Origin of the sequence: uncultured Arthrobacter sp., from assembly GCF_947495145.1 — a bacterium.
GTDB lineage: Bacteria > Actinomycetota > Actinomycetes > Actinomycetales > Micrococcaceae > Arthrobacter_D.
In genome coordinates this window covers 81,951-100,217 of record NZ_CANLXP010000006.1, presented here as the reverse complement: position 1 = coordinate 100,217, position 18,267 = coordinate 81,951, and the positions used below count along the sequence as shown (strand labels likewise).

The 18,267-nt window shown below is 64.6% G+C and carries 20 protein-coding genes; 11 read left to right on the top strand and 9 right to left on the bottom strand.

Features of this window, described 5'->3' with window-relative positions:
• Positions 1 to 495: a DUF427 domain-containing protein gene (locus Q0877_RS06355; RefSeq protein ID WP_299166542.1), complete on the bottom strand. Its 495-nt coding sequence runs from the start codon at positions 493 to 495 to the stop codon at positions 1 to 3.
• A 61-nt stretch (positions 496 to 556) separates the two neighbouring features.
• Here Q0877_RS06355 and Q0877_RS06350 point away from each other — a divergent pair, with 61 nt between their 5' ends.
• On the top strand, positions 557 to 1,363 hold the full coding sequence (locus Q0877_RS06350; protein WP_299166541.1) for a carbon-nitrogen hydrolase family protein: 807 nt from the start codon (positions 557 to 559) through the stop codon (positions 1,361 to 1,363).
• Positions 1,364 to 1,369: 6 nt separating this feature from the next.
• Here the strand turns inward: Q0877_RS06350 and Q0877_RS06345 are convergent, their stop codons facing one another.
• Both Q0877_RS06345 and Q0877_RS06340 read right to left on the bottom strand, forming a co-directional pair.
• Positions 1,370 to 2,137, bottom strand: a complete 768-nt coding sequence (locus tag Q0877_RS06345) for an ABC transporter permease (RefSeq protein ID WP_299166540.1) — start codon at positions 2,135 to 2,137, stop codon at positions 1,370 to 1,372.
• Positions 2,134 to 3,120, bottom strand: a complete 987-nt coding sequence (locus Q0877_RS06340) for an ATP-binding cassette domain-containing protein (protein WP_299166539.1) — start codon at positions 3,118 to 3,120, stop codon at positions 2,134 to 2,136. The genes Q0877_RS06345 and Q0877_RS06340 overlap by 4 nt, the downstream gene beginning before the upstream one ends.
• 118 nt (positions 3,121 to 3,238) lie before the next feature.
• On the opposite strand from Q0877_RS06340, the gene Q0877_RS06335 reads away from it, so the two are divergent.
• From Q0877_RS06335 to Q0877_RS06320, 4 genes are all read left to right on the top strand, one after another.
• Positions 3,239 to 4,009 (top strand): TetR/AcrR family transcriptional regulator, encoded by a 771-nt coding sequence (locus tag Q0877_RS06335; protein WP_299166538.1) that lies wholly within the window; start codon positions 3,239 to 3,241, stop codon positions 4,007 to 4,009.
• A gap of 74 nt (positions 4,010 to 4,083) precedes the next feature.
• Positions 4,084 to 5,217, top strand: coding sequence for an L-talarate/galactarate dehydratase (locus Q0877_RS06330; RefSeq protein WP_299166537.1), 1,134 nt, complete (start codon positions 4,084 to 4,086; stop codon positions 5,215 to 5,217).
• A gap of 60 nt (positions 5,218 to 5,277) precedes the next feature.
• Positions 5,278 to 5,967 carry a FadR/GntR family transcriptional regulator gene (locus Q0877_RS06325; protein ID WP_299166536.1) on the top strand — a complete coding sequence of 230 codons (690 nt, stop codon included), beginning with the start codon at positions 5,278 to 5,280 and terminating at the stop codon, positions 5,965 to 5,967.
• Positions 5,968 to 6,139: 172 nt separating this feature from the next.
• Positions 6,140 to 6,403: a glutaredoxin family protein gene (locus Q0877_RS06320; protein WP_299166535.1), complete on the top strand. Its 264-nt coding sequence runs from the start codon at positions 6,140 to 6,142 to the stop codon at positions 6,401 to 6,403.
• Here Q0877_RS06320 and Q0877_RS06315 read toward each other — a convergent pair whose 3' ends face one another.
• Genes Q0877_RS06315 through Q0877_RS06300 form a run of 4 tightly spaced genes read right to left on the bottom strand, consistent with a single transcriptional unit; the run spans position 6,404 to position 9,975 of the window.
• Entirely contained in the window at positions 6,404 to 6,805 is a 402-nt protein-coding gene (locus Q0877_RS06315) for a universal stress protein (RefSeq protein ID WP_299166534.1), read from the bottom strand.
• Positions 6,806 to 6,827: 22 nt separating this feature from the next.
• Positions 6,828 to 8,345, bottom strand: a complete 1,518-nt coding sequence (locus Q0877_RS06310) for a tripartite tricarboxylate transporter permease (RefSeq protein WP_299166533.1) — start codon at positions 8,343 to 8,345, stop codon at positions 6,828 to 6,830.
• 25 nt (positions 8,346 to 8,370) lie between these two features.
• Entirely contained in the window at positions 8,371 to 8,922 is a 552-nt protein-coding gene (locus Q0877_RS06305) for a tripartite tricarboxylate transporter TctB family protein (protein ID WP_299166532.1), read from the bottom strand.
• Between the two features lie 48 nt (positions 8,923 to 8,970).
• Positions 8,971 to 9,975 (bottom strand): tripartite tricarboxylate transporter substrate binding protein, encoded by a 1,005-nt coding sequence (locus Q0877_RS06300; RefSeq protein WP_299166531.1) that lies wholly within the window; start codon positions 9,973 to 9,975, stop codon positions 8,971 to 8,973.
• Positions 9,976 to 10,131: 156 nt separating this feature from the next.
• On the opposite strand from Q0877_RS06300, the gene Q0877_RS06295 reads away from it, so the two are divergent.
• The 5 genes from Q0877_RS06295 to Q0877_RS06275 all read left to right on the top strand — a co-directional run bounded on the left by Q0877_RS06295 (position 10,132) and on the right by Q0877_RS06275 (position 16,141).
• Positions 10,132 to 11,016 carry a LysR family transcriptional regulator gene (locus tag Q0877_RS06295; protein ID WP_299166530.1) on the top strand — a complete coding sequence of 295 codons (885 nt, stop codon included), beginning with the start codon at positions 10,132 to 10,134 and terminating at the stop codon, positions 11,014 to 11,016.
• A gap of 131 nt (positions 11,017 to 11,147) precedes the next feature.
• Positions 11,148 to 12,095: a 5-dehydro-4-deoxyglucarate dehydratase gene (gene kdgD / locus Q0877_RS06290; protein WP_299166529.1), complete on the top strand. Its 948-nt coding sequence runs from the start codon at positions 11,148 to 11,150 to the stop codon at positions 12,093 to 12,095.
• Positions 12,096 to 12,145: 50 nt separating this feature from the next.
• Entirely contained in the window at positions 12,146 to 13,792 is a 1,647-nt protein-coding gene (locus Q0877_RS06285) for an aldehyde dehydrogenase (NADP(+)) (protein ID WP_299166528.1), read from the top strand.
• Entirely contained in the window at positions 13,789 to 15,117 is a 1,329-nt protein-coding gene (locus Q0877_RS06280) for an enolase C-terminal domain-like protein (protein ID WP_299166527.1), read from the top strand. Before Q0877_RS06285 ends, Q0877_RS06280 begins: the two co-directional genes overlap by 4 nt.
• A gap of 37 nt (positions 15,118 to 15,154) precedes the next feature.
• Positions 15,155 to 16,141: an AEC family transporter gene (locus Q0877_RS06275; protein WP_299166526.1), complete on the top strand. Its 987-nt coding sequence runs from the start codon at positions 15,155 to 15,157 to the stop codon at positions 16,139 to 16,141.
• A gap of 35 nt (positions 16,142 to 16,176) precedes the next feature.
• On the opposite strand, the gene Q0877_RS06270 is transcribed toward Q0877_RS06275, so the two are convergent.
• The gene (locus tag Q0877_RS06270; RefSeq protein ID WP_299166525.1) at positions 16,177 to 16,533 is read right to left on the bottom strand and encodes a VOC family protein; all 357 of its coding nucleotides are present in this window, start codon (positions 16,531 to 16,533) and stop codon (positions 16,177 to 16,179) included.
• A gap of 60 nt (positions 16,534 to 16,593) precedes the next feature.
• Here Q0877_RS06270 and Q0877_RS06265 point away from each other — a divergent pair, with 60 nt between their 5' ends.
• Positions 16,594 to 17,253, top strand: coding sequence for a cyclodeaminase/cyclohydrolase family protein (locus Q0877_RS06265; protein ID WP_299166524.1), 660 nt, complete (start codon positions 16,594 to 16,596; stop codon positions 17,251 to 17,253).
• Here the strand turns inward: Q0877_RS06265 and Q0877_RS06260 are convergent.
• Positions 17,250 to 17,699 (bottom strand): GreA/GreB family elongation factor, encoded by a 450-nt coding sequence (locus Q0877_RS06260; protein ID WP_299166523.1) that lies wholly within the window; start codon positions 17,697 to 17,699, stop codon positions 17,250 to 17,252. The two genes, Q0877_RS06265 and Q0877_RS06260, sit on opposite strands and share 4 nt — an antisense overlap.
• Positions 17,700 to 18,267: the final 568 nt, after the last annotated feature.

The window sequence follows — 18,267 nt, the reverse complement described above, 5'->3', positions numbered from 1 at the left end:
CTACCAGCCCCAGGTTCCCGGTGCGCCCTTGAAGGGACCGACCACTTTCGAGGTGATCCAGCCGCCGTAAAAGTCGCCCGGCTGGGCCTGGACCTCCTCATTGTCGACGAGGCAACGGTCCATCCGGCCCGGATAGACGGCAATAGTGCCGGCCAGCTGCTCAAAGCCGGCCGTGGGTTGAAGGTACGTCCAGGCGGACCGATCCGCGCGCGCTGAGCCGGCAACGACGTCGTAATAGGTGGCAGCTCCCTTGAACTCACACCAGGTGGTTCCCTCCACCCTATGCAGGGTGCCGGGTGCAAAATCTGCCTCCGGCACATAGAAAACGGGCGGGTGACTCGTCTCCAGCACGCGCAGGGCGCGGTCGGTCCGCGCGATCTGCTGACCTCCGAATTCGAGAACGACGACGCCCGGATAGTTCTCGACGCGGGGCGGGCGCGGGTAGTCCCACACCGACTCCTGGCCTGGCCCCGGCTGATCTCTCGTGATACCCATGGGGCCACGCTACTCTTCGGTACCCTTGAATCAGCCCCAATTTCTACCCGAAAGGGCCGCGATGAAGATCAGTGTTGGACAATTCAGGCCGGGCGCGGACGTCTCCGCCAATGTTGCGACCATGCGGGAGCTCGCGGGCCAGGCTGTGGAGGACGGGTCGGAGCTGATTGTCTTTCCCGAGGAATCGATGTTCTCGATCGGGAAGGTCGAGGGTACGCTCGCCGCTGCTGTGGACGCGGGCTGGTCCGTTTTCGTGCAGCAGCTCTCTTTCCTGGCCGCCGAGCTGAAGATCGCCGTCGTGGCCGGCGGGTATGAGTCCAGCGGCGAGGAACGCCCCTACAACACGCTGGTGCTCATCGACGCCACCGGTCGGATTGTGGACACCTACCGCAAACTGCACCTCTACGACGCGTTCAGCTACTCGGAATCGCAGCGCATCAAACCGGGCGACGGCGGGATCACCGTGGTGCCGGTCGGTGCACTGAACGTGGGGTTGATGACCTGCTACGACCTCCGTTTTCCGGAGCAGGCGAGGGCGCTCGCGGACCGTGGTGCCGACGTCGTGCTGGTGCCTGCGGCGTGGTTCAAGGGGGACCACAAGATTGAGCACTGGGAGACGCTGCTCCGTGCGCGGGCCATCGAGAATACGGTGTGGATCGCGGCGGCGGGAACGTCGTCGACGCACACCATCGGACACTCGGCCATCCTTGACCCGATGGGTGTTCCGCAGGGCTTCCTGAATGATGAGGAGCAGGGCGTGGTCACGGCGGAGGTGAGCCGGAAGCGTATCGAGGAAGTGCGCGAATTCCTGCCTGTGCTGCGGAACCGCAGGTTTGCGCGCAACGAGGAGATTGTCGAGGGGCACTAGCTTCACCTAGCGCTTCCGCGTTCGTCGAAACAGCACTGCAGCGCCGAGGTGGGCTGCCACCCCGAGAGGTACCCACCAGGCGAGCGTCAGCCAGACGTCGTCGGACGCGGCACTGCCCATGAGATTGGACCGCACGGCTTCGATGACCGGGGTGAGCGGCTGGTGTTCAGCGAAGCCCCGGATCCATTCCGGCAAGGTGCTGACGGGGACGAATCCGCTGCTGATGTAGGGCAGGAAGATCATCAGGAACGTGGACCCGCTGGCCGCCTCGGGGCTGAGTAGAAGGCCGAGCAGGCAGGCGATCCAGGTCATCGCAACGACGAACACCAGCAGGACGGCGATTGCCGTCAGCCAGTCCGCTGCGTCGCCTGCAGGCCGGAAGCCGAGCGCAAAGGACAGGCCCACTACAACCGCCGAGGAAACGAAGTTGCGCAGAACGCTTGTGATGACGTGCCCGGCAAGAACGGCGGATCCGTAGGTGGGCAGCGTGCGGAAGCGATCGATGGTGCCGGTGGTCATGTCGGTCGCCACTCCCACCGCGGTATTCGCCGCACCGTACCCGGCACACAGCACGATTACGGCAGGCACCACGTAATCCACGTACTTGGTCCCCGTGTTCATGGCACCGCCGAAGATGACCACGAAAGAGAGCAGGATCATGGCCGGTAGCACGATGGAAAGGATGAGGCCGTCGATACTGCGGGCGGTGCGGCGGAGCTCGCGCACCACCATGACTGAAGTACCAGAGCGGAAGTTCAGGGTTGAGGTGGTCATGGGGCAGGTTCCTTTGCGGGCTGGGTTGGCTCGTTCGGCTCGGTCAGGCTGAGGAAGACGTCGTCGAGCGTGGGTTGCAGGATGGCGATGTTGGCCACGTTGGTCCCCCCAAGGTCGGCCAGGACCTGGCGGATGGTGGAGGCTGTGTTGGAGGTCGCGACGGTGAGCGACCAGGCGTCGGGGTCGACGGCGGTTGCCTGGGTGAGTGCCGATGCCTGGTCGAGGTCTTCCAGCGATGCGAACGAAAACCGGACCTGGTGGGTGCCTCCGAGCAGCCCTTTCAACTCTGAACCGGTGCCCTCTGCAACGAGGGTCCCGTGGTGCAGGATGAGAATACGGTCTGCCAGCCGATCCGCTTCCTCGAGGTACTGGGTTGTCAGTAGGATCGCCGTCCCGTCCCGCGCCAACTGTCGAATCTCCTGCCAAAGCCTGTGCCGGCTTTGCGGATCCAGGCCGGTGGTCGGCTCATCCAGGAAGAGTGCAGCAGGTCGGGAAGCGATGCCTGCTGCCAGATCCAGCCGACGTCGCATTCCACCTGAGTAGGAGGAAACGGGTTTCGCAGCGGCGGTGGTGAGCTCGAACGACTCAAGGAGCTGCCGGGCGCGCGCGTGGGCGTCGCGGCGTGGGAGGCCGCCGAGCCGGGCCATCATGACGAGGTTCTCATGGCCGGACTGGAAGTCGTCCAGGGCTGCATACTGTCCGGTGAGGCTGAAGTGCCGCCGGGCGCTTGCTGGAGACGCCAGTAGATCGATTCCCGCGATGGCCGCGGTTCCCTGATCGGGTTTGAGAAGTGTGCTGAGAATGTTGATCAGGGTGGTCTTCCCGGCGCCATTGATCCCGAGGAGCGCAACCACCTCCCCTTCCCAGAGCTCGATGTCGACGCCGGTGAGTACCTTATGGGCGCCGAAGCGCTTATGGATCCGTTCCGCCCGCACGATGGGCTGGCCGGCGTGGCGCTGGCTATGTGAGGTGGATAGTTGCATCTGCACTCCTACTGGCCTGAACAGCGTGCTATATAAACAGTTTATATGGTACACAAAACTGTTTGCGCTGCACACTGTTTGCTAGGATCAACTGCGGGCTATTGAAGGAGCGGCGACGGTGCAGGAGAAAGAGCAGGCCGCGCCATCCTTTCCCGAAGGAGTTCTTCCGCCCGGGTTCCTCAAGGCCTGGGGGCTGCAGGCGCCGGCACTCCGCGGCCCGAAGGCCGACCTGACTGTCGGCCGCATTGTGCGGGCTGGAATTGAAACTGCCGACGCCGAAGGGCTCGGATCGCTGACCATGGCCCGCGTTGCTCGGGTGCTGGGATACACCACAATGTCGCTGTACCGTCATGTGGAGTCGAAGGACGAGCTGCTTGTCCTGATGCAGGACGCCGCGTACGGGTCTCCGCCGCCGGTATCAGCAACCGGCTGGCGGGACCGCGCCATGGAGTGGGCCGAAAATGTCTCCGCACGATACCGGCGGCATGCCTGGGTGCTGGACATTCCGATCAGTCATATGCCGTCCACGCCTGGCCAGTTGAAGTGGTTGGAGCAGCTCCTCGGCGCACTGCGGGAGACGGGCTTGAGCTCACCGGACAAACTCGGCGCGGCATTGATGATCAGCAACGTGGTGGCCACCACCTCCCGGCTGGAGCGGGATCTGGCGATGAATCCGGTGAACCTGACCGACGAGGGCGGCGATGCCTATGTGCGAGCACTCTTCAGCGTCCTGGATCCGGCTGTCTTTCCCGAGATCCTCAGCGTCTTCGGGGATCCGGAAATGGGAGCTTCTTCCGATCCCGGCTACGAAATCCACTTCGCACTGCCGCGGGCGCTCGACGGCATCGAGCGCTTGATGGAGCACCGCGCAGCGAGTCGGCCTGACTAGGGATTCAATAGTTGTCCTACAAGTAGGTTAGTTGTACTATAAGTTATCCGATCCGCTCTTCCGAAGGTCCCGTGATGACTTACACGCCCGATGCGATCCGCCACGTCAAACTCTCCACCGCCACGCTGCCGCTGGCCACGCCGATCTCCGACGCCAAGGTCTTCACCGGCAGGCAGAAGCCGATGACCGAAGTGGTCTTCCTCTTCGCTGAGATCCTCACGGAGCAGGGCGTGTCCGGCCTCGGGTTCTCCTACTCGAAGCGAGCCGGCGGCCCGGCGCAGTATGCCCACGCCCGGGAAGTCGCGGAGACCATGATCGGCGAGGACCCCAATGACATCGCCAAGCTGTATAACAAATTGCTCTGGGCAGGGGCATCGGTGGGCCGGTCCGGCGTCGCCACCCAGGCGCTCGCCGCGCTGGACATCGCGCTGTATGACCTGAAGGCGAAGCGCGCAGGGCTTCCGCTCGCAAAGCTGCTCGGTGCCCACCGGGACTCGGTGCGGACCTACAACACTTCCGGCGGGTTCCTCAACGCCTCGATCGACGAGGTGAAGGAGCGCGCAACCCAGTCGCTCGCCGAGGGCATCGGAGGGATCAAGATCAAGGTGGGCCTGCCTGATTCGGCGGAGGACCTGCGCCGTGTCGCAGCCGTCCGCGAGCACATCGGCCCGGACGTTCCGCTGATGGTGGACGCGAACCAGCAGTGGGACCGCGCCACCGCTCTGCGAATGGGACGCAAGCTGGAGCAGTTCGATCTGGTCTGGATCGAGGAACCCCTGGACGCGTACGACGCCGAGGGGCACGCAGCGCTGGCCCTGGCCCTTGATACTCCCATCGCCACGGGCGAGATGCTCGCGTCCGTCGCGGAGCATGAGCGGCTCATTGCCACCCGTGCCTGCGACATCATCCAGCCCGACGCGCCGCGCGTCGGCGGCATCACCCAGTTCCTACGGCTCGCCACGCTCGCGGACCAGGCCGGGCTGGACCTTGCACCGCACTTCGCCATGGAGATCCATCTGCACCTCGCCGCTGCCTACCCGCGCGAGCCGTGGGTGGAGCACTTCGACTGGCTGGACCCGTTGTTCAACGAGCGCCTCGAAACCCGCGAGGGCCGCATGATCGTCCCCGATCGTCCCGGCCTTGGCGTGACGTTCAGTGACCAGGCGCGGGCCTGGACCACGGACAGCGCCGAGTTCGGGACGCGCTGACGTCAGCCGGCCGCTCTGCTCTGGCCGTGCCGGCCGCAACGGCGTGTCAGCATTAACCGCATGAAGCAAACGCTGGCAGTCTCGCTCGTCGACAGCCTCCGCCGTCGGATCGTGGACGGCACCATCCCCTCGGGCGAAAAGCTGCCCAGCGAAAGCGCCCTCATCGGCGAGTTCGGTGTCAGCCGCACGGTGGTCCGGGAAGCCGTATCGCGCCTGCAGGCTGAGGGCCTTGTGTACACCCGGCGGGGGAGCGGCAGTTTCGCCCTCACCCCGCCGTCGGCTGAAGAGGAATCCGCGGGCGGCATGCGTCGGCCCCGCACCCCCGAGGAGCGGCGGGCGCTCCTGGCCTTCCGCGCCGGCGTCGAGAGTGAGGCCGCCGCGCTCGCCGCAGGTAACGCCACGCCTTCCATGATTGCCGCACTGGATAACGCCCTCGCGGCGTTCGACGCAGCCGGCAACCACGCCGCTACGGCCGTCTCCTGCGACTTCGCGTTCCACCGGTCGGTTGCCGATGCCAGCGGCAACTTCTACTTCGTCGACGCCCTGCTGTCGCTGGGGCCAGCCATGATCGCAATGCCTCCGGAACGGCTTGAACCAGCCGACGACGGCGGTCAGCCAGGTCGGTTGCAGCGCGTTGCCGCGGAGCATCGAGCGGTACGCAACGCGATAGCTGCGGGGGATCCGCTGACCGCCGCCGCTGCCATGCGCCTGCATCTGGCGAACTCGCGCTCCCGCCTGGACGGCTCGTAGTGATTCTGCGTGCCGTTTCTCGCAGGTTTGCGGCTTGTCGACGGCGTGTCCTTCCAGACACGCCGGGCTTCGCGGGTTCCCGCTCGTCAAACCTGCGAGGAACGGATCGGTGGCGGGCAGTGACCGACCGCAATGCGGAGGCGCAGGATTGCCTCGGACATAGAATTGTTCAATGACTACAAACCCCGACACCATCAGGATGTACGGCGCCGACTGGTGCCGTGACTGCATCCGCACCAAGCGGCAGCTGGACGAACTCGGCATCAGCTACGAGTACATCAACCTCGTTGAAACGCCGGATGCTGCCGACGAAGCCAAGAGCATCTCGGGCCGGACCAACATCCCCGTGGTGGTGTACCCCGACGGTGCGCACCAGGTCGAGCCGACCAACCCTGACGTTGAAGCGAAGCTCCGCGAGTTGAACCTGCTCGGCTAGCTAATCGCGCCCGTCCGGCTTCACTGCTAGCACCGGACGGTCCGCCTGCAGGAGGATCCGCTGGGCGTGGGAGCCCATGATGAACTTGCCCACCTGCGTGCGCTGGCGAAGGCCGATCACGATCAGGGAGACGTCGTGCTCGACGGCGAGCTCGAGGATTTCGTCCGCAAGGTCATCCCTGTGGGAGGGGCGCAAAACGCGTGCGGTGATGCCGGCGTCGTCGGCGGTCGCTTTCAGGCGCGAAAGATCCTCGTCACTGGCAACCGACTTGTCCACGCGGGAGCCCTCGCGCACGGAGTTGACGATCAGCAGCTCCTCGCCGCGGAGCTTCGCCTCGGTGATTGCTGCGGCAACTGCGGCTTCGCCGACGGGGGTGGGCACGTAGCCGACCATGATGCTCATAAGTTCTCCTAGGAATCTGTGATCAGGAATCTGCGCTGACGCGGGTGGTGTCGCGCTGCTGGCGGCGAGCCAGAGCGGACTTGATCATGGGGCCTACTGCTACCAGGACGAAGATCACCAGCAGGGTGGCCGATATGGGGCGGGTGAGGAAGCCGGAGACGTCGCCTTCGAGCACCAGCAGCGAGCGGCGCAGGTTCGACTCAAGGAGCTCACCGAGTACGAACGCCAGAACCAGCGGGCCGGGTTCGAAGCCGAACTTCTTCATCAGGTAGCCGAGCGCCCCGAAGAGCACCACGAGCAGCACATCGAACATTGAATTGCGGATGGTGTATGCGCCGAGGATGGTGATCAGCGCCGTGATGGGCGCGAGGATGGCGGCTCGAACCCGCAGGATCTTGACGAACAAACCCACCAGCGGGATGGACAGGATCAGCAGCAGGATGTTCCCGATGTACATCGAGTTCACTACGCCCCAGAACAGCTCCGGGTCTTCTGAGATGAGCTGCGGCCCGGGCGTGATGCCGTGGATCAGCAGTGCGCCGAAAATGATGGCCATCGTGGCGTTGGCCGGGATGCCGAGCGTGAGCAGCGGAATGAAGGAGCTCGTCGCAGCCGCGTTGTTGGCGGTCTCCGGGCCGGCCACGCCCTCGACGGCGCCCTTGCCGAAGCGGGAAGGGTCCTTGGCCCGCTTCTTCTCCACCGCGTAGGAAACCATGGAGGAGATTGTTGCGCCGCCGCCGGGCAGGATGCCGAGGAAGAAGCCCAGGACGGAGCCGCGCCCGATCGCGCCGGAGGACTTGCGGAGGTCCGCGCGTGAGGGCCAAACGTTAGCCACCTTGGCCGGTGCGCTGACCGCCCGGTGGCGTTCCTCGAGGTTGTAGAGGATCTCACCGATACCGAACAGGCCCATGGCGATGGGTACGAAGTCGATGCCGTCGGCCAGGCTCAGGTTTCCGAACGTGAAGCGCTCGGCGCCGGTGAAGACGTCGCGCCCCACGGTCGCCAGCAACAGGCCGACGGCGGCGGCGATGAGGGCCTTGATCTTGGTTCCACCGCTGATGGTTGCGACCAGCAGGATGCCGACGAGGGCCAGCGCCGTGTACTCCGGCGGGCCGAAGTCGAGTGCGAAGCTGGCTACCAGCGGAGCCAGGAAGGTGAGGCCGATGATGGCGACCGTTCCACCGATGAACGAACCGATGGCGGCGATGCCCAGGGCGGTTCCGGCCTTACCCTGCTTGGCGAGGACATAGCCGTCGAACACGGTCACCACGGAGCTCGCCTCGCCCGGGAGCCGCAGGAGAACCGAGGTGATGGTTCCGCCGTACTGGGCACCGTAGAAGATGCCGGCGAGCATGATGATCGCGGTAACGGGGTCAATGCCGTAGGTCAGGGGCAGCAGGATGGCGATCGTGGCTGCGGGGCCGAGGCCCGGCAGCACGCCGATAAGCATGCCGATCACCACGCCCATCAGGCAGTAGAGGAGGTTCTGGGGGTCCAGCACTACGCCGAAGCCGTTCAGAACCGGGTCGAAGAAATCCATGGTGGGTCCTTTGGTCCGTCAGGTCTTAGAACAGGTAGGGGATGGACGTCCCCAGACCCAGGATGAAGATGGCGTAGAAGGCGGCCACAACGAGCACCGAATACAGGGTGGCGGAACGCCAGGTCTCGCCGCCGAGGAACTTCATCCAGACAAAGCACAGCAGCAGCGCCGGGATCTCGAAGCCGATGACCGGCATCAGCCAGACCATGGCAAGCAGCGTGACGAACCCGAAAGCCGCCATCCGGGACAGCGGAGAAAACCTCTCACCGTCCATACCCCCGCGCCGGCCGACAACCAGCTGGGCGAGGGCAAGGACGGTGATGATGAGGCTGATGATGAACGGCCACGTGCCGGGACGTGGCTCGCCCGGTGTGCCCAGGCCGAGACCAAGGGCAATGATCATGCCCGCAATGCCGACGCCGGCCGCCACCAGTGAGGCGGCGAGGTTGGCTACCGGGCCCGAAGGCGGCGGGGACTCCGCTGCCCATTCGGCCGCCAGTTCTTCCGGCGTCAGGTCCGGTGCGCCGAGGACGTCCGTGGAGTCACTCTCGGCTTCGTAGTCACGCTTCCGGTTCATGGCAATGCTCATTTCAGCTGATGGTCTCGGCCGGGGCAGGTGAGGTTATTACTCGCCGGAAAGCGAGATGTCGTATTCCTCAACCAGTGCCTTGTACTGCTCGGCGAGTGCGTTCCATTCCTCGACAACCTCTTCGCCGGAGACTTCCCACGGCGTCAGGATGTTCTGCTGGTTGAACTCCTGGTAGGTCTCGGTTCCCTGGACTGTCTCGACCGACTCGACCAGGCGCGCCTTGGCGTCCTCGGAGAGGCCCTTCGGTGCAGCCAGTGCACGGTACTGCGAAACCGGAACCTCGTAGCCCTCTTCAATGGCGGTCGGGACATCGGCGAGGAATTCGCTGCGTTCCTTGGCGAAGGTGACGATAGGGGTGACGGTGCCGGCCTCGATCTGGGGGAGGGCTTCACCGAGCTGGATGGTGGCGACATCGACCTGGTCACCCATGACGGCGGTGAGCGCCGGCGAACCTGAGTCGAACGGTACAGCGGTTCCGTCGATCTCGGCCTGTGCGAACAGGACTGCCTGGGCCAGCTGCGAACCGGTGCCGACGCCGGTGGTGCCGAAGTTCAGTTCGCCGGTGCTTTCCTGGATATCCGCGAGGGTCTCGAAACCGGATTCCGGGCTGGCCACCAGCACGTAATCGTCCTGGGAGAGACCGGCGATGACGTCCAGGTTGTCCAGGTTCACTGCCTCGTCCTCGCCGACGGCAAGCGGGGTGATGGTGATCAGCGATGCGTTGAGGAGGACGAGGTTCTGGCCGTCGGGCTCCATGGCGGCAACTTCCTTGGTGGCCAGTGCGCCGTTGGCTCCGGCTTTGTTGACCACAGGCACTGCAACACCGAGATCTTCCGCCATGCCCTCGGCAATCGCGCGTGCAATGCGGTCAGTCGAGCCGCCGGCGTCCTGGCCGACAGTGAGGGTAATGGGGCCGCTGGGGAATGCTTCGCCGGATTCGGCGCTGCCGCCGGCTACGTTTCCGCCGCAGGCTGACAGGGCGAGAACGCCGGCGGCTGCGGTGGTCGCGACCAGGGTGCGGCGGGTAAGTGATGCTTTCACGGGTGGGTACTCCTCATTCGGGAACGGCATTGTTCGGCTACAGGCCAGGAGCGAAGATGTGATGGCACTCACGGCTTGGCCCTGAGAAGACTGTACGGAGCGGCTATGATGCATGTCCAAGCCAACATATGCATGAAGTGATACCCGGAAGGCATCATGTTTACTCTCGATCAGGCACGCAGCTTCGTTGTCATTGCCGAGGAGCTGCACTTCGGACGGGCTGCCGAACGGCTCAACATGACGCAACCGCCGCTGAGCCGCCAGATTCAAAAACTTGAGCGCAGTGTCGGCGTCGAGCTGCTGGAGCGTGACAACCGCAAGGTGTCGCTGACGGCGGCCGGCAGCGCCTTCCTCGCGGAAGCCCGGAAGCTCGTTGTTGCCGCAGAACGGGCGCCCCAGACGGCACGGCGTATCGCGGCCGGCAGGTCGGGCCAGCTACGGGTGGGCTTTACGGCCGCTTCCGGTTTCAGTCTCCTCGGTCCGCTGCTGACCGAGATTGCCACCGAGCTTCCCGACGTCGATGTGGACCTGCAGGAGCTCGTCACCGGCGAGCAGGTGGCAGCGATTGCCGACGGCGACCTGGACCTTGGCCTCGCGCGGCCGGCCTTCGATGCGGACCTCTTCGAATCGCACCTGCTCTTCACTGAGGATTTTCTGCTGGCTGTCCCGACCGGGCACGATCTCGACCGATTGAACCGGTCGCTGACGGTCGCTGACCTCAAGGGCGTGCCGCTGATCATGCACTCGCCTACCAAGGCGCGGTATTTCTATGATCTGGTGGTGCGCAATATCCCGGTGGAGCACGGGAATGTGGTGCATACCGTAAGCCAGATTCTGACCATGGTGGCGTTGGTGGCAGCCGGGCGGGGAGTGGCGTTCGTGCCGGAATCAGCGAGCGTGCTCGGAGTGGAGGGAGTCTCTTACCTGCGGTTGGCGGATATCGAGCCGGACGCCGTCGAGCTCTATGCGATCTGGAGCAGGGAAATGCGCAATCCGGCGCTGGGAAGGCTCCTTGAGGTGATCCGCACCAAGGAGCTCTGATACCCGGAGGGCATCAATCCATTCAAAAGTGGGCTTAGACAGGCATCATCTGACTTCCTACTGTTGAAGCAACCCACCAGTAAGCACCACCCCTCGCCGTTCGCGGCGAACTGCCCTAAGGAAGATGCATCGTGGCCCAGTACGCGCCTCAGGAACTCGCTCAGAAACTCAAGGACGGACTGCTGTCCTTCCCGGTCACCGCCTTCACGTCCGAGCTGGCCGTGGATGAGGACGCCTACCGGCAGCACCTGTCCTGGCAGGCGAGTTTCAACGTCGCAGGTCTCTTCGCAGCCGGCGGTACCGGTGAGGGTTTCAGCCTGACGCCGGCCGAGGCAGCGCAGGTTATCCGGGCCGCCGTCGACGAGGTCGGCAGCAAAGTGCCAGTCCTCGCTTCCGCCGGCGGTTCCACCGCCCAGGCGATCCAGAACGCGCAGGACGCTGAAGCTGCCGGCGCCGAGGGCCTCCTGCTGCTCCCGCCGTACCTCACCGAATGCGACCAGGACGGGCTCCTCGCGCACGTCAGCGCGGTCTGCTCCGCCACGAACATCGGCGTCATCGTCTACAACCGCGCGAACGCCATCTACTCGGCAGACACCGTTGCCCGCCTTGCAGAACGCCACCCGAACTTCATCGGCTTCAAGGACGCCATCGGCGACATCGAGCACCTCACCAAGGTGTACGCCAAGAACGGTGACCGGCTCTTCTACCTGGGCGGCCTGCCCACCGCGGAAACCTTCGCCCTTCCACTGCTGCAGCTGGGCATGAGCACCTACTCTTCCGCGCTGTACAACTTCGTGCCCGAGTTCGCGCTTGAGTTCTACGGTGACGTCCGTCGGCAGGACCACGCGGCTGTCACCGAGAAGCTTCAGCGCTTTGTGCTGCCCTACCTCGACATCCGCGATCGCGTGCGCGGTTACGGCGTCTCGATCGTCAAGGGCGGCCTGAAGGTTGTGGGTCGCGACGTCGGCGGTGTCCGCCCGCCGCTGCAGAACCTCACTGAAGCAGACCTCGCTGACCTCGGAGCACTGCTTGACGCGGCCGGTATCCGCCCGGCACCCGCAGCACTCACCAACGCCTGAACGCACACCCGTAGAAAACAACCAACCGGACACCATCCGTAAGGAGCTTCATGCCTACGCAGCACGCTACACTTCAGGGTCACTCCATCATCGCCGGAGGGACGACTGCCGGTAACGGCAAGACCGTCAACGGCTTCAACCCGGCCACCAACGAGACACTCGAGCCCGCCTACTCCCTGATCGACGAGGCGCAGCTCAAACAAGCGACCTCCGCCGCCGAGGAAGCCTTCGACTCCTTCAGCACGCTCGAACCGGAGGCGCACGCGTCCTTCCTGGAAAGCATTGCCGACCGGATCGAAGCGTCGGGCGAAGAGATCATCGCCCGGGCCATGCTTGAAACGGGTCTGCCGGAAGCGCGCATGCGCGGCGAGCTCGCCCGCACCACCGGCCAGCTGCGCCTCTTCGGCTCTGTGGTTCGCCAGGGCGATCACCGCGGCGTGCGCATCGACCCCGCGCAGCCGGAGCGTACTCCCATGCCGCGCGCTGACATCCGCCAGCGCAAGGTTCCCCTCGGCCCGGTCGCCGTCTTCGGCGCGAGCAACTTCCCGCTGGCATTCTCCACGGCAGGCGGGGACACGGCGTCGGCGTTCGCCGCCGGCTGCCCTGTAATCTTCAAGGCGCACAACGCCCATCCCGGAACCAGCGAGCTGGTGGGACGCGCCATCACAGAAGCAGTGAACGACGCCGGCCTCCACCCGGGCGTCTTCTCCCTCATCTACGGCCCCGGTGCCAGTATCGGCCAGGCCCTTGTTTCGGATCCGGTCATCCAGGCAGTCGGCTTCACCGGCTCCCGTTCCGGCGGCACGGCGCTGATGGCGACCGCCGCCGCGCGCCCACAGCCAATCCCGGTGTATGCCGAAATGAGCTCCATCAACCCGGTGATTTTCTTCGACGGCGCGCTGCAGGGCGATCTCGATGGGCTCGCCGCCGCCTATGTCACCTCGGTGACCGGCTCCAGCGGCCAGCTGTGCACCTCGCCCGGCCTGGTCTTCGTGCCAACCGGCGACGCCGGGAACAACTTCCTCGCCGCGGTCGCCCGTGCGCTCGCGCCGTCTGCGGGACAGACCATGCTCACCCGCGGAATTGCTGACTCCTGGAACGCAGGTGTGGAAGCGCTCGGCTCCCAGAATGGCGTCGAACTGGTTGCCCAGGGCGCAAACGGGGCTACCGAGAACGCGCCCGCACCGGTTGTCTACGGCACCCAGGCAGAGACGTTCCTGAACAACCCTGTTCTGCACGAGGAGATCTTCGGTGCCGCGTCGCTCGTGGTGCGCTACTCCTCCACCGAGGAGCTGGTGGCGGCAGCGAAGCGCCTGGAGGGCCAGCTGACCGCTACCCTCCACCTCACCGAGTCGGACTATGAGACCGCGGCGAGCGTCCTGCCCGTGCTGGAGCGCAAGGTCGGCCGCATCCTCGCCAACGGCTGGCCCACCGGCGTCGAGGTCGGCCACGCGATGGTTCACGGCGGACCGTTCCCCGCGACCTCCGATACGCGGATAACCTCGGTAGGTACGCTCGCCATCGAGCGGTTCCTGCGGCCGGTTGCGTACCAGAACATTCCCGAGGTGCTGCGTCCCGCCGCAATCCAGGACGCCAACCCGTGGCGCCTCAACCGCCGGATAGACGGCACCGTGGTGCGGGCAACGGAGGGTGACGGCACGGGGTCGGCTGTCGAGGCCACAGGGGAGGACGCGTGACCTCCCAGCCGGCTATCGCCGCCGTCGAAGTTGTCCCGGTTGCCGGGCACGATTCGATGCTGCTCAATCTCTCCGGGGCGCACGCACCCTTCTTCACCCGCAACGTCGTGATCATTACCGATTCTGATGGCCGGACAGGTTTGGGCGAGGTTCCGGGCGGGGAGGCCATCGGTTCCACCATCAGGGAAGCCGGTGAGTTCCTGTCCGGTAAGCCGGTGGCGCAGTTCCGCAGTCTCCTGCGCGAAGTGGCGGTCAGGTTCGCCGACCGCGACGCCGGTGGACGCGGTCTGCAGACCTTCGACCTGCGGACCACAGTGCACGCCGTGACTGCGATCGAATCGGCACTGCTGGACCTGCACGGCCAGTTCCTGGACGTTCCTGTTGCTGAACTGCTCGGGAACGGACAGCAGCGCGCCGCTGTGCCGATGCTCGGCTACCTCTTCTACATCGGCAACCCCGACCGCACGGATCTTCCGTACCTTCGCGAGCCTGAAGGAAAGGACGACTGGGAGCGGGTGCGCCGCGAGGAAGCAATGACCCCCGAGGCCGTGGTGCGCCTCGCAGAAGCAGCGCAGGCCCGGTACGGGTTCTCGGACTTCAAGCTCAAGGGCGGAGTCCAGGCCGGTGACCTGGAGGTCGACGCCGCCACGGCCCTCAAGGAACGCTTCCCCGACGCGCGGATCACGCTCGATCCGAACGGCGGCTGGCTGCTGGAGGACGCCATCCGGCTGGGGAAGCGGATGCAGGGCGTGGTGGCCTACGCCGAGGATCCCTGCGGCGCCGAGGGCAAGTTCTCCGGCCGTGAGGTCATGGCCGAGTTCCGCAGAGCTACCGGGCTGCAGACAGCGACCAACATGATTGCAACCGATTGGCGTGAGATGGCTCATGCCGTGCGCACCAATGCGGTCGACATTCCGCTGGCTGATCCCCATTTCTGGACCATGGCAGGCTCGGTGCGGGTTGCCCAGCTGTGCCACGAGTTCGGCCTCACCTGGGGATCGCACTCGAACAACCACTTCGATATCTCGTTGGCAATGTTCACCCACGTCGGTGCGGCCGCGCCCGGTGAGATCACCGCGCTCGATACCCACTGGATCTGGCAGGACGGCCAGGGGCTGACGAAGGATCCGCTGCAGATCCGGAACGGCGAAATCCGGGTGCCGGATGCTCCCGGCCTTGGCATTGAGCTGGATCGGACGCGACTCGACGAAGCCCACGCCCTCTACCTCGAGTACGGCCTGGGTGCACGCGACGACGCTACGTCAATGCAGTACCTGCTTCCGGAGTGGACCTTCGATCCCAAGAGGCCTTGCCTGGTGCGATAGGGCGGATTTCGGTGGGCTTTATGCAATAGGAGGGTGAGTGGAGGGGGTTCTCCTCGGGTTCGGCATTGTGCTGGCGCTGGTTGGCGTGGGCGTTCTCGCCTCGATCCTCCTCCCCACCCGCACCGGGGCCATGCAGGAGGGCCTCACGCCGGTGATTTACTACATCACCAACCCGGCCCTCATGTTCATCCTGCTCGCCGAGACGGAACTCGCCGAAGTGCTCAGCGTCTACACACCGATCGCGCTGATCGTTGCTGCCGCGACAGCCGCGGTCTACGCCCTGCTCAGCCGCTTCATCCTGAAATGCCAAGCGGCGCAGATCGCCGTCGGCGCCATGGCCTCCTGCTACGTCAACGCCGGCAACATCGGTATTCCTATTGCGCTCTACGCCGTGGGCAGTTCAGCTCCCGTGGTGTCGGTGCTGCTGGCTCAGCTGCTCGTCATCGCACCCGTCTTCCTCACCATCTTCGCCTGGTGCGGCAGGAAGACGGGCTCCCACGGTTCGGCCGCTTCAGCTGGTACAGCTGGTTCGGCCGGTTCTGCCGGCACCTCCCCGACGCTGGTGCGGACAGTCCTGCGTTCAGTCGCAAATCCCGTAACCACCGGCACGGCTGCCGGAGCCCTGTTCGCCGCAACTTCACTGACTCTGCCGCCGATTATCTGGACGCCGCTGGAAATGCTGGGCCAGGCTTCGATTCCGCTGCTGCTGGTGGTTTTCGGCATGAGCCTCCGCGGCCAGAAGCCGCTGGCACAGCGGAACGTGCGCGCCGACGTCGTACTGGGGAGCGTAGTGAAGCTGGCACTGATGCCGCTCATTGCCTGGGCAGTTGCGTACTATCTCTTCCGGGTTGAGGGCACAGCCCTGCTCGGCGTGGTGGCCATGGCGGCGCTGCCGACGGCGCAGAATGTGTTCCTGTTCTCCGCCCAGTTTGGGCTGAGGGTGACACTGGTCCGCGACATCATCCTGGTGAGTTCACTCCTGGCGCTGCCGGCGTCGCTGCTGGTGGCGCTGTTGCTGGGGTGAGTAGGCTCCGGCCGCCCCGTCGATGCTGCGCGCGGTTATCCCGAACAGAGGCAGAACGGGTGGCCCGCTGGATCCAGGAATACGCGGAATGACTCTCCGGGCTGGTGCTCGTGTTTGGTCGCTCCCAATTCCAGCACCGCGATCTCGGCGGCATCGAGATCATCGACGATCACGTCAAGGTGCATCTGCTGCGGGGAGTGCTGCCCCGGCCATTCCGGCGCTGAGTAGTTCTCGACCTTTTGAAAGCAGATGGACTGACCGTAGTCCGCCTGGACTTCGACCCAGTCGGGTTCCTCCTTCACCTTCCAGTCGAGCATGGTCCCGTAGAACCGTGCGAGGGCAAGAGGATCGGGACAGTCGATGACAGTGGTGGGGAATCGCGCGATAGCCATGTCACACACCGTACGTCCACTTGCGGACGATTAGGGTCCGGAATAGGACAGACTTGGATCATGGCCGATACCGAGGAGGTCACAACGCAGCATTCGACTGTTCAGGAGTGGACGCGAGCCCTGGGCGAGTCGGTCGGTTCGCCCGGCGGCGGTGCCGGGGCAGGGGTGATGCTCGCCATTGCAGCTTCACTGACGTCCATGGTGGCCGGCTATACCGACGCCGAGGGTGAACAGGAAAACCAGCTGGCGGATCTGCTCTCCCGGGCGCAGAACCTTCGTCGGACTGCCCTGGAGTTGGCAGATGGTGACGCCTCGGCTTCGCGGGCCTTCGGCGCAGCTTTCCGGTTGGAGAAGGGCGACGAACGCGACCAGGCGATACGCGAGGCGTCACTTGTCGCCGCCCGGGCGTCTGCGGCGCTGGGCGATCACGCGATCGATGCGATCAGCGACCTCTCCTGGTTGGCGGATAACGGGAACAAGGCACTGATCGCCGACGTCGTTGTGGCCTTCGGTGCGCTGCGGGCGGCCGTAACGGGAGCGCGGACCAACGTGAGCTTCGATTTGGCCACCCTGAGATCTTCCGGACTCACACTCGAGCAGGTCCGCGAACGACAACCCGGGTTGTGGGCGGCCGTTGAGAAGCTCGATGCCGCGATCGAGCGAATCGACAGGATGACGGCCGCAGTAGATGACCGTGCTGCCCCGACTGATTCGGCCTAAAGCTCACCAGCTGAGATTTTATCGCCGGTATACGGCGTGGCCGAGATGACCGAGATGGAGACCTGCCGCTTGTTGGGCGCGGTGTAGGAGGTGACGTCTCCGGGCCGCAAACCGCGGATGGCCATGCCGAGGGGACTCTGTTCGCTGAAGACGTTCAGCTGCTCCGTTCCCAGGATTATCCGGTTACCCATCAGGAACACTTCGGGTTGCCCGTCAATGCACGCCTCGATCAGCATGCCCGGCTCCACAATTCCGTCATCTGCCGGCGAGTGGATGTTCACGTTCTTGAGCAGAACAGTCAATTGCCTGATCCGCGACTCGGTGGCCATCCGTTCGCCCGATTCTTCCTGCCTTGCCCGTGCAGCGAACAGCCCGTCCAGTTCGCTCTTCAAACGAGTGTAAGCCTCTTGTGTGAGCCAGGTAGCGGGGGCGACTGAATGCAGCATTTCACTCCTCAGATACGTGCGGGCACCACCGGAAAACCGGAGCAACAGCGGCTGCGGGACGGTGATGAAAGTCTGAGCATAGCCCAATTGCTTTTTTTAGCAATTCCCGCAGGGCGGCGGGCGCAGCATTTCTCGCGCAGCGTCAGGACTGGCTTTAAAAATATAAGTGGGTATGGTTCTGGGTATTGAATGAGGAAGGCGGTGATCCCCGTGTCAGGAAAGTCTCCCAGGAGCGTAGGAGCGAAAAAACAAGGAAAGTCCATCCTTGAAAAGCGCGCTCAGAAGAAGGCAAAGGCTGAGTCCAGCGAGTCGCTGTTCGCAAAACCCCGCAAGAACCAGCGTTAGTTGAAGTCTTCAGTGGTGTCCCGCCCTGCACAGTGCCGCCGGTCAACGTTCCTCCCACGGGCCGGCGGTGATAACGCGGGAGCGGGATGCCTCTGATTTCGCTGTCCAGTGATCTTATTTCGACCTGCTGGGAATTCCGTTCGATACGTTTCCTCAAACTTTGCGCTATTTATAGTCGGGAGCAGCCCTAGGGAATGTGTTCCAAAACTTGTGTCGAGAAAAC

Excerpts from the sequence above, each read along its gene's own strand:
- Q0877_RS06355 (WP_299166542.1), bottom strand. The coding sequence starts at position 495 with ATGGGTATCACGAGAGATCAGCCGGGGCCAGGCCAGGAGTCGGTGTGG.
- Q0877_RS06350 (WP_299166541.1), top strand. The coding sequence starts at position 557 with ATGAAGATCAGTGTTGGACAATTCAGGCCGGGCGCGGACGTCTCCGCC.
- Q0877_RS06345 (WP_299166540.1), bottom strand. The coding sequence starts at position 2,137 with ATGACCACCTCAACCCTGAACTTCCGCTCTGGTACTTCAGTCATGGTG.
- Q0877_RS06340 (WP_299166539.1), bottom strand. The coding sequence starts at position 3,120 with ATGCAACTATCCACCTCACATAGCCAGCGCCACGCCGGCCAGCCCATC.
- Q0877_RS06330 (WP_299166537.1), top strand. The coding sequence starts at position 4,084 with ATGACTTACACGCCCGATGCGATCCGCCACGTCAAACTCTCCACCGCC.
- Q0877_RS06325 (WP_299166536.1), top strand. The coding sequence starts at position 5,278 with ATGAAGCAAACGCTGGCAGTCTCGCTCGTCGACAGCCTCCGCCGTCGG.
- Q0877_RS06320 (WP_299166535.1), top strand. The coding sequence starts at position 6,140 with ATGACTACAAACCCCGACACCATCAGGATGTACGGCGCCGACTGGTGC.
- Q0877_RS06315 (WP_299166534.1), bottom strand. The coding sequence starts at position 6,805 with ATGAGCATCATGGTCGGCTACGTGCCCACCCCCGTCGGCGAAGCCGCA.
- Q0877_RS06310 (WP_299166533.1), bottom strand. The coding sequence starts at position 8,345 with ATGGATTTCTTCGACCCGGTTCTGAACGGCTTCGGCGTAGTGCTGGAC.
- Q0877_RS06305 (WP_299166532.1), bottom strand. The coding sequence starts at position 8,922 with ATGAACCGGAAGCGTGACTACGAAGCCGAGAGTGACTCCACGGACGTC.
- Q0877_RS06295 (WP_299166530.1), top strand. The coding sequence starts at position 10,132 with ATGTTTACTCTCGATCAGGCACGCAGCTTCGTTGTCATTGCCGAGGAG.
- Q0877_RS06285 (WP_299166528.1), top strand. The coding sequence starts at position 12,146 with ATGCCTACGCAGCACGCTACACTTCAGGGTCACTCCATCATCGCCGGA.
- Q0877_RS06270 (WP_299166525.1), bottom strand. The coding sequence starts at position 16,533 with ATGGCTATCGCGCGATTCCCCACCACTGTCATCGACTGTCCCGATCCT.
- Q0877_RS06265 (WP_299166524.1), top strand. The coding sequence starts at position 16,594 with ATGGCCGATACCGAGGAGGTCACAACGCAGCATTCGACTGTTCAGGAG.
- Q0877_RS06260 (WP_299166523.1), bottom strand. The coding sequence starts at position 17,699 with ATGCTGCATTCAGTCGCCCCCGCTACCTGGCTCACACAAGAGGCTTAC.